This is a genomic window from Olivibacter sp. CPCC 100613, from assembly GCF_036959255.1.
In the GTDB taxonomy this organism is placed as follows: domain Bacteria; phylum Bacteroidota; class Bacteroidia; order Sphingobacteriales; family Sphingobacteriaceae; genus Olivibacter.
The window spans coordinates 197692-212547 of sequence record NZ_JAWMTI010000003.1 but is presented as its reverse complement, the minus strand read 5'-3'; the positions used below and the strand labels follow the sequence as shown (position 1 = coordinate 212547).

Below are 14856 nucleotides of genomic sequence, written 5' to 3'. Positions count from 1 at the left end.
GGTAAGAGAAATGGGAAAAGTAACAGGGTTTAAAGAGTTTGAAAGACAACTCCCCACGAAAGATACTCCTAAAGAGAGACTTAAAAATTATAAGGAATTCGTTCACACTTACAGTGAGGAAGAGTTAAATACACAAGCCGCACGTTGTATGAACTGTGGCATCCCGTTTTGTCATTCAGGTTGTCCGCTGGGCAATGTTATTCCTGAATTTAATGACGCAGTGTATGACGGCAAATGGGAAGAGGCTTTTGAGATATTATCCTCTACCAATAATTTCCCCGAATTTACAGGACGTATTTGTCCTGCACCCTGCGAATCAGCATGTGTATTAGGGATTAACCGATCACCGGTGGCCATTGAGGAGATCGAAAAACATATTGCGGAAATCGCTTATCAAAAAGGTTTTGCTAAGGCAAAACCCGTAGCCATTAAATCGGGTAAAAGTGTTGCGGTTGTTGGCTCTGGCCCTGCTGGCCTAGCTGCTGCAGCACAACTTATTAAAGCCGGTCATGAGGTAACGGTATTTGAAAGGGACGACAAACCAGGTGGTTTATTGCGATATGGCATACCCGATTTTAAACTGGATAAATGGGTAATTGATAGGCGTATCGAGCTTATGAAACAAGAAGGTGTTGTTTTCAAGTGCAATGCAGAGGTAGGTGTGGATGTTTCGGCTGATGAGCTCAAAGCTTTTGATGCTATCGTGTTAGCCGGTGGTTCTACGATTCCTCGGAATTTGAGTATTCCCGGAAGAGAATTGAAAGGAGTTTATTTTGCGATGGAATTTCTAAAACAGCAAAACAAACGTGTCGGTGAATCCGATTATCAGGAAGAGGAAATTTTGGCGACCCGTAAAAACGTATTGGTAATAGGTGGTGGTGATACAGGATCTGACTGCGTGGGTACCTCCAATCGTCATGGTGCAAAAACCGTTACCCAGTTTGAATTGATGCCAAAACCACCTGCTCAGCGAACAGCGGCTATGCCCTGGCCTAATTACCCGATGCTTCTTAAAAATACAACGTCTCATGAAGAGGGTTGCGAACGCTTCTGGAGTGTTAATACCAAAGCCTTTTTAGGTGATGAACATGGTAACTTGAAAGGCGTTTTAGTAGTTGATTTGGAATGGGAAACTGATACGTTGGGTAGGCCTGTGAAATTTGCGGAAGTACCTGGTTCAGAACGCGAAATACCTTGTGAACTTGCTTTATTGGCAATGGGATTCTTGCATCCGCAACACGAAGGTTTATTAAAACAATTGGGTGTTTCTTTTGATGCTAGAGGCAATGTAAATGCCACTGAAGGAAGCTATAAGACGACCGTAGATAAAGTGTTTGTAGCGGGAGATATGCGTAGAGGGCAATCACTGGTAGTGTGGGCAATTTCTGAAGGACGTGAATGCGCTAGAAGGGTAGATGAATTTCTCATGGGGCATTCTGTACTTGAAAGCAAAGATTCAATCGTGACATACGCGTTCTGATAAAAATTTTCTGCTTGTTATAGCGGCGATACGTTTAGGAATCGCCGCTTTTTAGTTTTAATTTTCGATAAAAATCCCATAGAACGATTCCCGCCGAAATCACAATATTAAAAGAGTGCTTCGTTCCGAATTGAGGGATTTCTATACAATGATCAATTAAACTCATCGCTTCTTCCGAAACTCCGTTGACCTCATTGCCGAAAATCAGTGCATAATTTTCGTCCGCTTGAGGAAAAAATTGATGAAGCATCGTACTACCTTCTGCCTGTTCAATAGCAATTATTTTCTTTCCTTCCCGCTTTAAGTTAGTTATCGCTTCTTGAATATTTTTTTCATATTGCCAGGCAACGGATTGAGTAGCTCCCAGGGCCGTTTTTTCTATATCTCGATGAGGAGGTATTCCGGTAATACCGCAGAGAACAATACGCTCTATAGCAAAGCCGTCAGCGGTTCTAAAAATGGACCCGACATTATGGAGGCTTCGTACGCTGTCCAGTACAACCGTTACTGGTAGTTTGTCCAATTGTTTAAATTCATCCACACTGGGACGCCCCAGTTCATCCATTGATAATTTGCGCATTTTTGCCTTATAAAGAAAAAAGACCTGAATAGCATTCAGGTCTTTTTAATAATTTCGTTAGTAATTTCTTATTTACTTTCAGCAGCAAGTTTATCTAAAACAGCTTTGTTTTTAACAACTTGGCTGCTTTTTGACTCTTTTGATCTACTTCCAGCTTCTATATTGCGGCCAAGCTTCAAGAATTGTACCTCTAAGCGCGATACAGTTTTATTTCTTCTGTCTTTTCTTTTTAAGCGTGTAACTCCCATGGCTTTTATCTTTAATAAATCTTTAATGAGGTCGGAAGCGGATTCGAACCGCTGTAGGAGCTTTTGCAGAGCTCAGCCTAGCCACTCGGCCATCCGACCCTTTCCGTTTAGGCTTGCAAAAATAGTAAAATTATCTTTCTTTACTAATTTTTTTTAACTTTTATCCAAATTATATTTTTTACCTATTTCTGAACAGAATATGGCTGCTGAAACAGCTACATTGAGTGATTCCGCATTTCCAAATCGCGGGATCGTAATGCGTTGTGTTTTATCGTTAACGAGGCCAGGCATTATTCCATTCCCTTCGTTACCCAAAATTAGCAGTCCTTCTTTTCCGAAATCAGTTTTATAGATTGATTGGCCATTTAGCTCAGCTGCAAATACAGGTAACTTTATACCTTTGAGAAAAGCGTGCAAGTTGGTATATCGGATAGAAATGCGGGCTAAAGAGCCCATAGTGGCCTGCACGACTTTTGGATTAAAAGACTCCACCGTTTCTTCTGAACAGATAATATGTTTAATACCAAACCAATCTGCCGTTCTTATTATAGTTCCCAGGTTGCCGGGATCTTGAATAGTATCTAGAACAAGTGTGAACCTGTTTCGTAATTCTTCTTCATAGAACGGCGGATCATTCGGTATTTCTATTAATGCCAATATTCCCTGAGGCGCCTTTAAAGTGCTAATTACCTCCAAATCACGTTCCGATATTGGATAATGTTTTATTTTCTTTTTTAAAATATCGATCTTTGGCTCTACTTTTGGAGTACAATAAATACTATGTATTGCATAATCCGAGTGAAAAAAATCCGTTATGGATTTAAGACCCTCTACGATAAAGAGACCATGTTCTTTTCTGAACTTTTTTTGATGTAAGGATTTTATAAATTGAAGCTGAGACTTTGAGAGCATCGCAATTATCTTACTTATATTTTTTTGTATTCATAGTGCTCGCATCACTGTTTTTCTCGTCTTGTAGATCTACGAGATTATTGGATGATGATCAGGCATTGGTTACAAAGGTAAAGTTAAATGGCATAAATAAAGAATTTAAGGAGGGAGCTGCTACCTATATCCAACGGGAAATTAGGCCTAATTCGAAGATAAACCTTTTCATTTATAATTTCGCCAATAGTAAACGTGGAAAATACCGCACGGATAAGATAAGAAATGTTGGTGAACCACCCAGTATATTAGACAGCTCGTTAGTTGAGATTTCCCGAAATCAAATAGAGCGCTTTTTGGCCTCCAAAGGCTATTTCAATGCGGAAGTTAAAAGCCACATCGCAGTTAGACGTAAACGAGCTCAAATTGATTTTGATGTGAAACAGGGAGGTGTTTTTAGAATCCGCTACATTGAACACGAGATAGGTGATCCGCAGGTAGAAAAATTGTATAGGCAACATATTGCACGTTTTCCGGTATTGCGGCCAGGTATGCGCTTTGATGCTGATACCTTGGTGAAAGAGCGTGAGTCTATTTATAATCTCATGAAACATAACGGCTACTACGACTATTTACGTCAATATGTCCGTTTTGAAGTAGATACAAATATGAATAATAGCCAGGCTGATTTAAGGCTTTTTATTGATAATCCTGAAGGAAAAAGCGGGCACACTGTTTTTAAGATTGACAGTAGCTATGTGTTAATAAAAAATAGTGATGGTGAGCTGGGTACAGACAAACCGGATACGGCTAGTCTACCCAGTGGTTTGCATGTAACAGATCATACGCGTCGTTTTAGACCAAAACCACTGGCTCGATATATCTATCCCAAAATGGGCGATATTTTTGATGTTGAAAAGGAAAATTTAACTTATGATCGCTTATATGAATTAAGTAGTTTTAGAGGAATTAGAACTAGCTATAAGAAAACTGACTCTACTCACCTTAGGATCAATTATGAGCTTACCCCACTAAAGCGAATGTCTAATCGTGTTGAAGGAGAGTATATGTTTACTTCGGGTCGTAGTGGGTTCAATATAGGCAATACCTACACCAATCGGAATTTGTTCGGTGGTTCTGAGCAACTTGAGATTAAGGCACGTTTTGGTGCTCTGTTCGATTCACAACTCGGTGGTCCGTTATGGAGCCGAATTTGGAATCGCGACTTACAATTTGGTGCCAACCTTTCCATCCCACGGTTACTCGTTCCGTTTCGTATTCCCTTAATAGGGAAGAATGGTATGCCACATACGGTTTTTTCAACCAACTGGCAAATATTCGATCAGTTGAATACTTATAGCAACCGTTATATCATTAATTCCATATCCTACAATTGGTACGATACCAAATATAAACTGCATAGCGTTACTCCTATATCTTTAGAATACAGGCTTGGGCGATTAGATAATGCATTCAAGGATTCCCTACAAAATAATGGGTATGAGCTTTATGTCAAAAGTAATGATCGAGCCTATTTTGGTATTGGTAGTCAGTATACATACACTTTTAATACGTTGCGCTTGAATACTTATGATGATTTTTTATATTTCCGAGGCGCCTTGGATCTGAGTGGAAATACACTGAATTTGCTAAGTAAAATCATTAATTTTAAGAAAAATGATATTGGTCAAAATACACTATTAAATGTTCCCTATTTACAATATGTCAAAACAGAGGTCGACTTAAGGGTGTATAGACATTTGGGAGGAGAACGTCAGTTTATTGCTCGGATAAACGCAGGTATCGGCGTCCCTTTTGGAAATAATTCGGAGTTCTTGATTTTTGAAAAGCAATTCTTTGGTGGTGGAATGAATGATCAGCGCGCTTGGCAGGCACGAACTTTAGGGCCCGGTAATTACAATCGATCCGTATTAACGGAGGACTTGCGGAATCGACTCCGGAATCTTGATCAGCTTGGAGAAATCAAAATTTTCAGCAATTTTGAGTATCGATTTAAGTTGTTGAATGACTTTTTAGGGGCGAAGCTGAAGGGGGCAACATTTACAGATATTGGTAATATCTGGCGGTTGAAGGAAAGTGTAGAGAATCCCGGCGGTGAGTTCAAATTTAATAAATTCCTGGGACAGATGGCGATCGGAGCCGGGGCAGGCTTGCGATTCGATCTGCAATATTTTGTCTTCCGTTTTGATGCAGGAATTAAAGTCAAAGACCCACAGTTTGCAGGAGCAGATCAATGGGTGATTACGGAATTATTCAATAGCCGTGAATTTAAACGTAACTATAAGCTAAGCAATGGACCGGATCCTTATAACTTTATTCAGTATAATTTTGGTATTGGAATGCCTTTTTAGGTAATAGCTATTAATGTGTGTTTTAGACTAGCTGCTTTGAAATTCTAAAGTTCCGGTAGCTAAATATCGTATTGCTTAATGACTAATGCATACAATTTACAGCTGTATCAAAAGAAACTCTTTATCCCGGCAGATATAGTCTCAAAAATGCTCTCAAAACTCAATCCTTTATTATAATTAAAATAGGCAAAAGCAAGAAGTGCAATGATTGCTAATAAAATAAGCCGTTTATAAATGGTTGCAATGAATATAATGGCAAGTGGAATCAATAGCAGAAAGACCCAATTGACTTTTATCGGTTTTAATCCGTCATCGTTCTTCATTACATAATACAACTTGCTATGCGTGCCGTGTTCATTTTTATGTTTGAGGAATACAAAAGAGGATTTGTCTATTTCTTGGGGAGAAATGGCTACTCCCTGCGAAAAATTGAGTTGTTGTTTGAACCCGTTGATAACGAATAAAAAAGTGCCGTTTAGTTTATCTGTAGGTTCTTCTAAAGAATCGCAAGCGATGATGGCCAATTTGTTATTTTTTATCAGATTTTCCTTGATGATAAAATTATCTAAACTATATCGTTGTCTCGCCGACACGAAATCGGTATAGAAAAAGAAATAGATACTGCTTAACAATAAAATGAAGCTCGTTTGTTTCATCTGTCTCATTTGATATTATCGGATGCCCTAGCACGGGCTTCGACAGCTCAAACTTAGATAAAATGTACTGCATATGCAAAGTCAATACGGTGTATACAATCTTATGTCCATATTTTGAGAAACATCGTATAACACATTGAGGCTTTCTCCACTGGGTTTCTTTTTTGGAAATGCATAGTTTAGTAGAGGCGGTATTCGAATATAGGAAGCGCGCATAAGAAGGGACTTGTAATAAGTGCCCGAAATGTAAAAAAAATAAAAAAAAGTTAGAAATTAATACTACTAATACGGTATACTTTATATATTTGCTGAATAGAAATATTATTAAGTCATTTTTGTAAGGTTTTTTAACTTAACGATTTTGTAATATTATCTGGTTTTTTTTGTGTTTTTAGCAATCGATAGGTTGAGCAATTTTAGAAATGTGCTTAACATTAACATTTAATAAGGGGTAAACGATGCAAAGTTTCAGAACGGAATTAGAAAATCCAGTAGTGGAGCAAGATATTATAGATCTTGAGAAAAAAATCCATGCCTTTAGAGAAGGTTCTATTCATGATGAAAAGTTTAGAAGTCTCCGACTGGCTCGAGGGATATACGGGCAACGCCAACCTGGTGTACAAATGGTACGCATTAAGCTCCCATTTGGTAAAGTGACTTTTAAACAATTTTTAAGGATAGCGGATATTGCCGATGAATACGGCAGTGGTAATTTACATTTAACTACTCGCCAAGATATACAAATACATTATGTGAGCTTGGATAGAACGCCCGAACTTTGGTCTAAATTGGCAGTGGATGATGTGACTATTCGCGAAGCTTGCGGGAATACCGTCCGAAATGTCACTGCTTCTCCTGCAGCTGGTATTGACCCAGAAGAACCTTTTGACGTTTCTCCATATGCCTATGCTACTTTCGATTATTTCCTAAGAAATCCGATCTGTCAAGAAATGGGGCGCAAGTTTAAAATTGCTTTTTCGTCCAGTGATAAGGATACTGCATATAGTTACGCGCATGATGTTGGATTGATACCTAAAATTGATGAAAATGGTAATCGAGGATTCAAAGTTGTTATAGGAGGTGGTTTGGGAGCGCAACCAATTTTGGCCCACCTTATCTATGAGTTTTTACCTGAGGATCAATTGATTCCGTTCATTGAAGCTGTTATACGTGTATTTGACCGTTACGGTGAGCGTAATAACCGTAATAAGGCTAGGATGAAATACCTTATTCAAAAAATCGGTTTGGAAGAGGTATTGAGGTTAATCGAGGAAGAGAGGGTTGCAACTAAAAGTAAACACTTGCCGATAAATATAGATGCGGTAGAAACACCGAATATTCCAGGTGCTTCCGTTCTCGAAAATGTAACGGATGATGAGCGCCTTCAATATGAAAATTGGTTAAAAACGAATGTATTCGAACAGAAACAGAAGGGGTATTATGGCGTATATATTAAGGTGCTGATTGGTGATATAAAGACAGATTTAGCGAGAACATTTATCTCCTCGATCCAGCCACTTGTAGCTGATGAAATTCGGATTACGCAAAACCAAGGTTTATTGTTGAAATATGTTCCTGAGGCACATTTGCCGGCACTCTTTCATGCATTGAATAAAATAGGTTTTGCTAAGATTGGTTTTGATTCAGTTGCAGATGTCACAACTTGCCCGGGCACGGATACCTGTAATTTAGGGATATCGAATAGTATGACTTTAGCGAAGGTGTTAGAAGATCTTGTGTATGAGGAATATCCTGAGTTTGTTTTTAATAAAGATATCAAGATTAAAATCAGTGGCTGCATGAATTCATGTGGACAACACGGGCTCGCTGAAATAGGGTTTCATGGCAGCTCGTTGAAGGCAGCGGGGAAGGTCGTACCTGCTGTTCAGGTAATGCTGGGTGGTGGTACCGTAGGGGATGGGCTTGGCCGAGCTGCCGAGCGGGTAATCAAAACTCCTTCAAAGCGTGCAACAGACGTTTTGAGGACGCTGCTTAATGACTATAAAGCGAATACTGAAACAAACGAAAGGTTTCAGCAATATTATGATCGGCAAGGGAAAGACTATTTCTATCAATTACTGAAACCTTTAGCTGATCTTTCTACTTTAAGCGAAGAAGAATTTGTGGATTGGGGCCATGAAGAGATCTTCAAGACTGCTATTGGTGTAGGAGAGTGCGCCGGCGTAGTAATCGACTTGGTTGCTACTTTATTGTTCGATGCAGAAGAGAAGCTCATCTGGGCTCAAAAATCGTTGGATAATGGTGCTTGGTCGGATGCTATTTATCATGCATATAGTACGTTAATTGGTAGTGCAAAGGCTATGTTGCTGGATAAAGGGATTAACAGCAGCACGCACATCGGAGTTATTAATGATTTCGATTCAAAATACGTAGAAAGCGGTGAATTTGCTCTGCCAACCAGTTTTGCAGAATTAGCGTTGAAGATCAATAAAGAAGAACCTTCTGCCAGTTTTGCTCAGACTTATTTTGCGGAGGCTGCAGAATTCTTAAAACTAACAAAAACTAAACGAGAAGCGGTATTACAATCATGAATGAGATAAAAAAGAATAGCGTACCGAGAATAACCTTGGTGGGTGCGGGGCCAGGAGATGCAGAGCTTATCACTTTAAAAGGTTTAAAAGCGCTGCAAGGAGCCGATGTGGTGTTGTATGACGCCCTTGTTGGCGAAGAACTGCTACAGTTTATCCCTCCCCATGCGACGAAAGTATATGTAGGTAAACGTTCGGGTGACCATAGTTATTCGCAGGATGTTGTCAATAGATTAATGGTTGATTACGCTCTGAATTTTGGACATGTTGTGCGTTTAAAGGGAGGGGATTCCTTCGTTTTTGGACGAGGTTACGAAGAGTTGGAGTTTGCGGCAGCGTATGACATTCCGGTAACTATTGTCCCGGGTATATCAAGCTCCATTGGTGTTCCCGGTTTGCAACATATCCCGGTTACACATCGTGGTATCAGCGAAAGTTTTTGGGTAATAACCGGTACGACCTCTTCAGGAGCAGTTTCGCAAGACGTTTATCAAGCTGCTCAAACAAAAGCAACGATTGTGGTGCTCATGGGGTTAAAGAAGTTGGGTGAAATTGTGGAAATTTTTAAATCTGCTGGAAAAGGAAATTTACCAGTAGCTATTATACAAAAGGGTTCCACACAGGATGAAAAGTTGTTGATCGGAAATGTTGACAATATTGTCGAAAAAGCACGTAAGGAAACAATTAGCGCTCCCGCAATTCTGGTATTCGGAGAGGTTGTTTCTTTGCACCCATCTTATAAATCGATCGTAAAGGAGTATGCCTCAGTTATTGGAGAATGATGCAGCTCTTTTAGCTGCAGCCGAAGAAAAAGCAATAGGAAACCAATTGTTTCCGGTTTTTTTGAAGTTAAATGATTTATACACACTTTTAATTGGGGGTGGGGCAGTGGCGTTGGAAAAATTGCAGGCACTGATCGGAAATAGTCCGCAAGTAAAAATCAGAATTGTAGCTAAAGAAATCATTCCCGAAATATATCAATTGGCAGAGACCTATCCATTGCTTCATATTTTGCAAAAAGCATTCGAGCCAGCTGATATGGATGGCATGCAGCTTATCGTGGCAGCTACCAACAATAACGAATTAAATGAGGAAATCAGGAAGGCTGCACATGAAAGAAAGCTTTTAGTTAATATCGCTGATAAACCGTCACTTTGTGATTTTTATCTTGGATCTGTTGTTAAAAAAGGAGATCTTAAAATTGCGATCTCGACGAATGGAAAATCGCCAACGATCGCTAAACGGCTCAAAGAGGTTCTTGCTGAGAGTATACCGGAAGAAATCGATCAAACCCTTCAACAAATGAGTGCGTTACGCGGAAAACTCAAAGGTGATTTTTCTGCTAAAGTTAAAAAATTGAACGCGGTAACAGCTACCCTTGTTTCACCCGAACCAATTGAAAATGTCCGTCGAAATTTTAAATGGCTTATCTGGTTGGCTATTATTTTTTCGGTAACGATTGGTGTCCTGGTCTTTTGGCACAAGGAGCCTGGATTTCAGTCATTTTTAACGGAGATCAACCCGGTATTTTATTATTTTCTGGGAGCAGGCTTTGTCTTTGCTATGGTGGATGGAGCTATTGGAATGTCCTACGGTGTTACTTCATCGTCTTTTTCCTTAGCAATGGGCATTCCGCCGGCACCGGCAAGTATGGGAATACATCTTTCTGAGGTGCTTAGTAATGGCATTGCAGGATGGATGCACTATCGCATGGGAAATGTGAATTGGAAGCTTTTCAAGCTCTTACTTATACCAGGTGTTATTGGAGCGATTATCGGCGCTTATTTGCTTTCTTCTCTAGAACATTATAGCGCGTATACGAAACCTTTGGTAGCTTTGTACACAGGTATTCTTGGTGTGGTGATTTTGATGAAAGCTTTCAATATTAAAAGAAACAAAAAGAAGAAAAAGATTGAACGTATTGGCCTATTGGGTTTTTTCGGCGGCTTTATTGATGCTGCATTTGGTGGAGGATGGGGGTCTATTGTTTTATCTAACTTAATAGCCGGTGGCCGGCATCCATTATTCTCGCTGGGCACAGTCAAGATAACGCGATTTTTTATTGCTATATTAAGCTCACTTACCTTTATTTCCATGCTGGGGGGTGCCCATTGGGAAGCCGTTTTAGGACTTATATTGGGAAGTGCCTTGGCGGCACCGATAGCAGCCAAGGTGTCCAATAAAATCTCTGCAAAAACGATCATGGTATTGGTAGGTATTATTGTTCTGATCGTAAGCTTAAGGAACATTATACTGTTTTTGACACATTTATTATAAAATACTTGGGTAATAAGAAAATTAAATAAGGATGGACTTACACGATTTGAAAGAGAAGTTGAGGGGACTGAATATAGTAGAGTCGTTAACCCTTTTGGCAAAAGAATTTAACGGACAGATTGTTTTTTCTACTAGTTTTGGTTGGGAAGATCAGGCTTTAACCCATATAATCTTCAGCAATAACATACCGATTAAGGTATTTACGCTCGAAACAGGCCGACTGTTTCCGGAAACTTATTATGTTTGGAACCGAACATTAGAAATTTACAACAAACCCATCCATGCCTACTATCCGGATAGAAGTTTATTGGAAGATATGGTAAGTACTAAAGGGCCTAGCAGTTTTTATGAATCGGTTGACAATCGAAAAGAATGCTGTTATATTCGCAAAATTGAACCGCTTAAGCGTGCTTTAGCGGGGAACGCATGTTGGATCACCGGTATCCGTGCCGAACAATCAGCGAATAGGCAAGGAATGGAAAATTTAGAGTGGGATGAAGGAAATCAAATTGTTAAATTTCATCCTATTTTCGATTGGTCTTTGACTGATGTAAAAGACTATATTAAAGAAAACCATATCGTTTATAATACCTTACACGACAAAGGTTTTCCAAGTATTGGTTGTGCACCCTGTACGAGGGCTGTTCGGGAAGGAGAGGATTTTCGCGCGGGCCGATGGTGGTGGGAAGATCAATCAAAGAAAGAATGCGGTTTACATGCCGCTCAATCATAATGCAATTAAAATGAGTAAAAACAGTTTAGATTATTTAGATCAGCTAGAAGCAGAGGCTATTCATATTCTGAGAGAAGTAGCTGGTCAATTTGAAAAACCGGCTCTCCTTTTTTCCGGAGGGAAGGATTCTATTACGTTGGTGCGCTTAGCTGAAAAAGCGTTTAGACCAGGGAAATTTCCGTTTCCACTGGTGCACATAGACACTGGGCATAATTTTGAGGAGACCATTGTTTATCGCGACAAAATGATTGAGCGAATTGGCGAACAGCTGATTGTTGGTTATGTGCAAGATTCGATCGATGAAGGAAAAGTCATCGAGCAAAAGGGAAAAAATGCAAGCCGTAATGCCTTGCAAACAGTTACACTTCTCGATACCATTGCCAAGCATGGATTTGACGCCTGCATTGGTGGAGCTCGAAGAGATGAAGAAAAAGCACGAGCCAAAGAACGTATTTTTTCAGTAAGAGATGAGTTTGGGCAATGGGACCCTAAACGTCAACGTCCTGAATTATGGAATATATATAATGGTAAAATTCATAAAGGAGAGAATGTCCGTGTATTTCCCATCAGTAATTGGACCGAGCTAGATGTTTGGAACTATATTAGAAGAGAAGAGATAGAACTTCCATCCATTTATTTTGCACATGAACGTGATTGCATTACACGTAATGGACAGCTGATGGCAGCGTCACCTTTTCTAAATATGGATGAAGAAGACGTCATTACAAGAAAACAAGTACGCTTTCGCACGGTAGGGGATATGACCTGTACGGCAGCCGTAGAATCAGGGGCCTTTTTAATTGATGATATTATTGACGAAATCAGTCGGTCGAAAATTAGTGAAAGAGGTGCGCGTATGGACGATAAAGTGTCAGAGGCAGCAATGGAAGACCGTAAGAAAGGTGGATATTTTTAATGTAATCATCAATTTTGGTGATTTGGTTAATAGCAGATAAATAGGAGTTATAGATACCAACAGGTACTAAATATACGAAGAAAGAAATGAACATATTGAAATTCTTTACGGCTGGTAGCGTGGATGACGGTAAGAGCACACTTATTGGGCGGATGCTTTACGATACGGGCTCAATTTTGGCGGATCAACTGGAGGCGTTGCAAAATTCCAAACGTAAAAATGATGATGGTAGTATCGATTTAGCCATCTTAACAGACGGTTTGCGTGCAGAGCGGGAACAGGGTATTACCATTGATGTTGCTTATAAGTACTTTCAGACAGAAAAACGGAAATTTATAATAGCGGATACCCCAGGACATATACAATATACACGGAATATGGTGACTGGCGCTTCCACGGCTGATTTAGCCATTATTTTAATTGATGCACGTAATGGTGTAGTGGAACAAACTATTCGTCATTCTTACCTTGCTTCTTTATTAGGGATTAAACATTTAATTGTTTGTATCAATAAGATGGATATGGTGGATTACAGTGAAACGGTTTTTGATGCTATTATTGCAAAATATAAAGCATTGGCCCATCAGCTAAATTTGCAGCAAGTCAATTATATTCCTGTGAGTGCACTTAAAGGGGATAACGTGGTGCAGAAGTCTGTTCATATGCCCTGGTATCAAGGGGACAGCTTGTTAAGCTATTTGGAAAATGTAGATGTTAGCCGCGATTTGGATGTAGAATATGCGCGCTTACCAGTACAATGGGTTATTCGGCCGCAAACGGAAGAACTGCACGATTATCGTGGTTATGCCGGAAAAGTTGCCAGTGGCACTTTTAAGGTGAGTGATGAAGTAACAGTTTTGCCCTCAGGATCGAAATCAACGGTTGCTAGAATTGAGCAACTCGATCAGGATCTCGATGAAGCTTTTGCCGGTCAGTCGGTAACTATTCATCTAAAAGATGATATCGATATCAGTAGAGGAGACGTTATCGTAAACAGTAGCAGTTTACCCTATCAATCTCAAACGGTGGAGGCCGATTTATGTTGGATGGATGCACGACCTTTAGATCTTTCCTTAACTTATCTTATACAGCATAATAGCAAGTTATCTCGTTGCAAAGTTCAGGAAATCGTTTACAATGTAGATATTAACACCTTAGAAAAGCATAGCGTCGGCGAGTTTAAGTTGAATGATATTGGTAGGGTGCGATTAAAAACTGCCGATGTGCTTCCTTTTGATTTATATGACGACAATAGAGCAAACGGAGCAGCTATATTAATTGATAGTCGAACTAATCTGACAGTTGGAGCACTGATGTTCCGTGTTGCACTGGATTATTAGAAAAATAACCTGTTTACTATAAAAAAGAAAGAGCTGCCGAATTTCGACAGCTCTTTCTTTTTTAGAAGAACATGTTTCGGTTTAGATTCTAAATCCTAAACCAACGGTCCAAAGTCGCTGTTTAATATCACCGTTAGATCCGTCAGGAGCAAGGTTACTTAATCCAAGACCATAACCGCCGTGAATCATTAGGCCACTATTAAATTCAAATCCACCAATAAAATTCAAACCGAAGTCGGTACCTTTTAAATCGCCGTCTTTGCCAAAATCAAAGTCGGTTTCCGCTTCACCCCAACCACTTTCATATTTGTTTTTACCCGAAATACCGAAAGCGATGTAGGGGCCTGCACCCAAGAAAAAGTTACCGGCATCAGCCGCCGGAAATTTAGCAACGAAGTTTACCGGTACTTCAATCCACATCGTATTTTGTTTAACTGTACCTATTGAGCCATAGGTTAACTTAGCTCCCTTTCCCTGCAAAGAGATTCCAGGTTGAACGTAGAACCTATCAGTCGCAATAGGTGCGTCTAAAAAGGCCGTGATATGAAAATTAGTTGTACTTCCAGTGCTAGCATCACCGTCCGAAAAACTATATTTCGGGAAGTTAACCCCTGCCTTTAAACCAAAACCCATTTCCTGTTGAGCAAATGCTCCTGTTGCAAAAAGTAAAGCTGTAATCGATAATAATAATTTTTTCATGATTTAATTAATTTAACTTTTTATTGTTGTTAGTCAAATTGCAATAGCTAAGCCAAAAACATAAATATTTGTTTTTTAGTGTTTTAAGTTCATTTTTATAAGCTCGATTGCTGTACTTATT

At 39.5% G+C, this 14856-nt stretch carries 13 protein-coding genes and 1 tRNA gene; 8 read left to right on the top strand and 6 right to left on the bottom strand.

All coding sequences use genetic code 11. The features are described 5' to 3' along the window. Window positions 1–10: 10 nt before the first annotated feature. Window positions 11–1480, top strand: coding sequence for a glutamate synthase subunit beta (locus RYH73_RS11870; RefSeq protein ID WP_335313650.1), 1470 nt, complete (start codon window positions 11–13; stop codon window positions 1478–1480). 34 nt (window positions 1481–1514) lie between these two features. On the opposite strand, the gene RYH73_RS11865 is transcribed toward RYH73_RS11870, so the two are convergent. The 4 genes from RYH73_RS11865 to RYH73_RS11850 all read right to left on the bottom strand — a co-directional run bounded on the left by RYH73_RS11865 (window position 1515) and on the right by RYH73_RS11850 (window position 3220). Further along, window positions 1515–2060 carry an RNA methyltransferase gene (locus RYH73_RS11865; RefSeq protein ID WP_335313649.1) on the bottom strand — a complete coding sequence of 182 codons (546 nt, stop codon included), beginning with the start codon at window positions 2058–2060 and terminating at the stop codon, window positions 1515–1517. 68 nt (window positions 2061–2128) lie between these two features. After that, window positions 2129–2308, bottom strand: coding sequence for a spore protein (locus tag RYH73_RS11860; RefSeq protein WP_335313648.1), 180 nt, complete (start codon window positions 2306–2308; stop codon window positions 2129–2131). Between the two features lie 28 nt (window positions 2309–2336). Then, window positions 2337–2407 (bottom strand) — tRNA-Cys (locus RYH73_RS11855). A gap of 54 nt (window positions 2408–2461) precedes the next feature. Continuing rightward, window positions 2462–3220, bottom strand: a complete 759-nt coding sequence (locus RYH73_RS11850; protein WP_335313647.1) for a TrmH family RNA methyltransferase — start codon at window positions 3218–3220, stop codon at window positions 2462–2464. A gap of 35 nt (window positions 3221–3255) precedes the next feature. On the opposite strand from RYH73_RS11850, the gene tamL reads away from it, so the two are divergent. After that, complete coding sequence (gene tamL / locus RYH73_RS11845) at window positions 3256–5565, top strand: translocation and assembly module lipoprotein TamL (protein ID WP_335313646.1); 2310 nt, start codon at window positions 3256–3258, stop codon at window positions 5563–5565. Window positions 5566–5672: 107 nt separating this feature from the next. Here tamL and RYH73_RS11840 read toward each other — a convergent pair whose 3' ends face one another. Next, a complete protein-coding gene (locus RYH73_RS11840; protein WP_335313645.1) occupies window positions 5673–6221 on the bottom strand; it encodes a hypothetical protein in 549 nt (182 codons plus the stop codon). Window positions 6222–6679: 458 nt separating this feature from the next. On the opposite strand from RYH73_RS11840, the gene RYH73_RS11835 reads away from it, so the two are divergent. The 6 genes from RYH73_RS11835 (at window position 6680) to RYH73_RS11810 (ending at window position 14036) form a co-directional block, all read left to right on the top strand. After that, on the top strand, window positions 6680–8773 hold the full coding sequence (locus RYH73_RS11835; RefSeq protein ID WP_335313644.1) for a HEPN domain-containing protein: 2094 nt from the start codon (window positions 6680–6682) through the stop codon (window positions 8771–8773). Further along, the gene (gene cobA / locus RYH73_RS11830) at window positions 8770–9552 is read left to right on the top strand and encodes a uroporphyrinogen-III C-methyltransferase (RefSeq protein WP_335313643.1); all 783 of its coding nucleotides are present in this window, start codon (window positions 8770–8772) and stop codon (window positions 9550–9552) included. Before RYH73_RS11835 ends, cobA begins: the two co-directional genes overlap by 4 nt. Next, window positions 9530–11047, top strand: a complete 1518-nt coding sequence (locus tag RYH73_RS11825) for a TSUP family transporter (RefSeq protein ID WP_335313642.1) — start codon at window positions 9530–9532, stop codon at window positions 11045–11047. The genes cobA and RYH73_RS11825 overlap by 23 nt, the downstream gene beginning before the upstream one ends. 31 nt (window positions 11048–11078) lie before the next feature. Next, the gene (locus RYH73_RS11820; RefSeq protein WP_335313641.1) at window positions 11079–11780 is read left to right on the top strand and encodes a phosphoadenylyl-sulfate reductase; all 702 of its coding nucleotides are present in this window, start codon (window positions 11079–11081) and stop codon (window positions 11778–11780) included. Between the two features lie 10 nt (window positions 11781–11790). Then, window positions 11791–12696: a sulfate adenylyltransferase subunit CysD gene (gene cysD / locus RYH73_RS11815; RefSeq protein ID WP_335313640.1), complete on the top strand. Its 906-nt coding sequence runs from the start codon at window positions 11791–11793 to the stop codon at window positions 12694–12696. 86 nt (window positions 12697–12782) lie between these two features. Further along, a complete protein-coding gene (locus RYH73_RS11810) occupies window positions 12783–14036 on the top strand; it encodes a sulfate adenylyltransferase subunit 1 (protein ID WP_335313639.1) in 1254 nt (417 codons plus the stop codon). Window positions 14037–14117: 81 nt separating this feature from the next. Here RYH73_RS11810 and RYH73_RS11805 read toward each other — a convergent pair whose 3' ends face one another. After that, window positions 14118–14735, bottom strand: coding sequence for a porin family protein (locus RYH73_RS11805; RefSeq protein WP_335313638.1), 618 nt, complete (start codon window positions 14733–14735; stop codon window positions 14118–14120). Window positions 14736–14856 lie beyond the last annotated feature (121 nt).

Bases quoted from the DNA above. Each gene is read 5' to 3' on its own strand.
- RYH73_RS11870 (WP_335313650.1), top strand. From the start codon at position 11: ATGGGAAAAGTAACAGGGTTTAAAGAGTTTGAAAGACAACTCCCCACG.
- RYH73_RS11865 (WP_335313649.1), bottom strand. From the start codon at position 2,060: ATGCGCAAATTATCAATGGATGAACTGGGGCGTCCCAGTGTGGATGAA.
- RYH73_RS11860 (WP_335313648.1), bottom strand. From the start codon at position 2,308: ATGGGAGTTACACGCTTAAAAAGAAAAGACAGAAGAAATAAAACTGTA.
- RYH73_RS11850 (WP_335313647.1), bottom strand. From the start codon at position 3,220: ATGCTCTCAAAGTCTCAGCTTCAATTTATAAAATCCTTACATCAAAAA.
- RYH73_RS11840 (WP_335313645.1), bottom strand. From the start codon at position 6,221: ATGAAACAAACGAGCTTCATTTTATTGTTAAGCAGTATCTATTTCTTT.
- RYH73_RS11835 (WP_335313644.1), top strand. From the start codon at position 6,680: ATGCAAAGTTTCAGAACGGAATTAGAAAATCCAGTAGTGGAGCAAGAT.
- cobA (WP_335313643.1), top strand. From the start codon at position 8,770: ATGAATGAGATAAAAAAGAATAGCGTACCGAGAATAACCTTGGTGGGT.
- RYH73_RS11825 (WP_335313642.1), top strand. From the start codon at position 9,530: ATGCCTCAGTTATTGGAGAATGATGCAGCTCTTTTAGCTGCAGCCGAA.
- RYH73_RS11820 (WP_335313641.1), top strand. From the start codon at position 11,079: ATGGACTTACACGATTTGAAAGAGAAGTTGAGGGGACTGAATATAGTA.
- cysD (WP_335313640.1), top strand. From the start codon at position 11,791: ATGAGTAAAAACAGTTTAGATTATTTAGATCAGCTAGAAGCAGAGGCT.
- RYH73_RS11810 (WP_335313639.1), top strand. From the start codon at position 12,783: ATGAACATATTGAAATTCTTTACGGCTGGTAGCGTGGATGACGGTAAG.
- RYH73_RS11805 (WP_335313638.1), bottom strand. From the start codon at position 14,735: ATGAAAAAATTATTATTATCGATTACAGCTTTACTTTTTGCAACAGGA.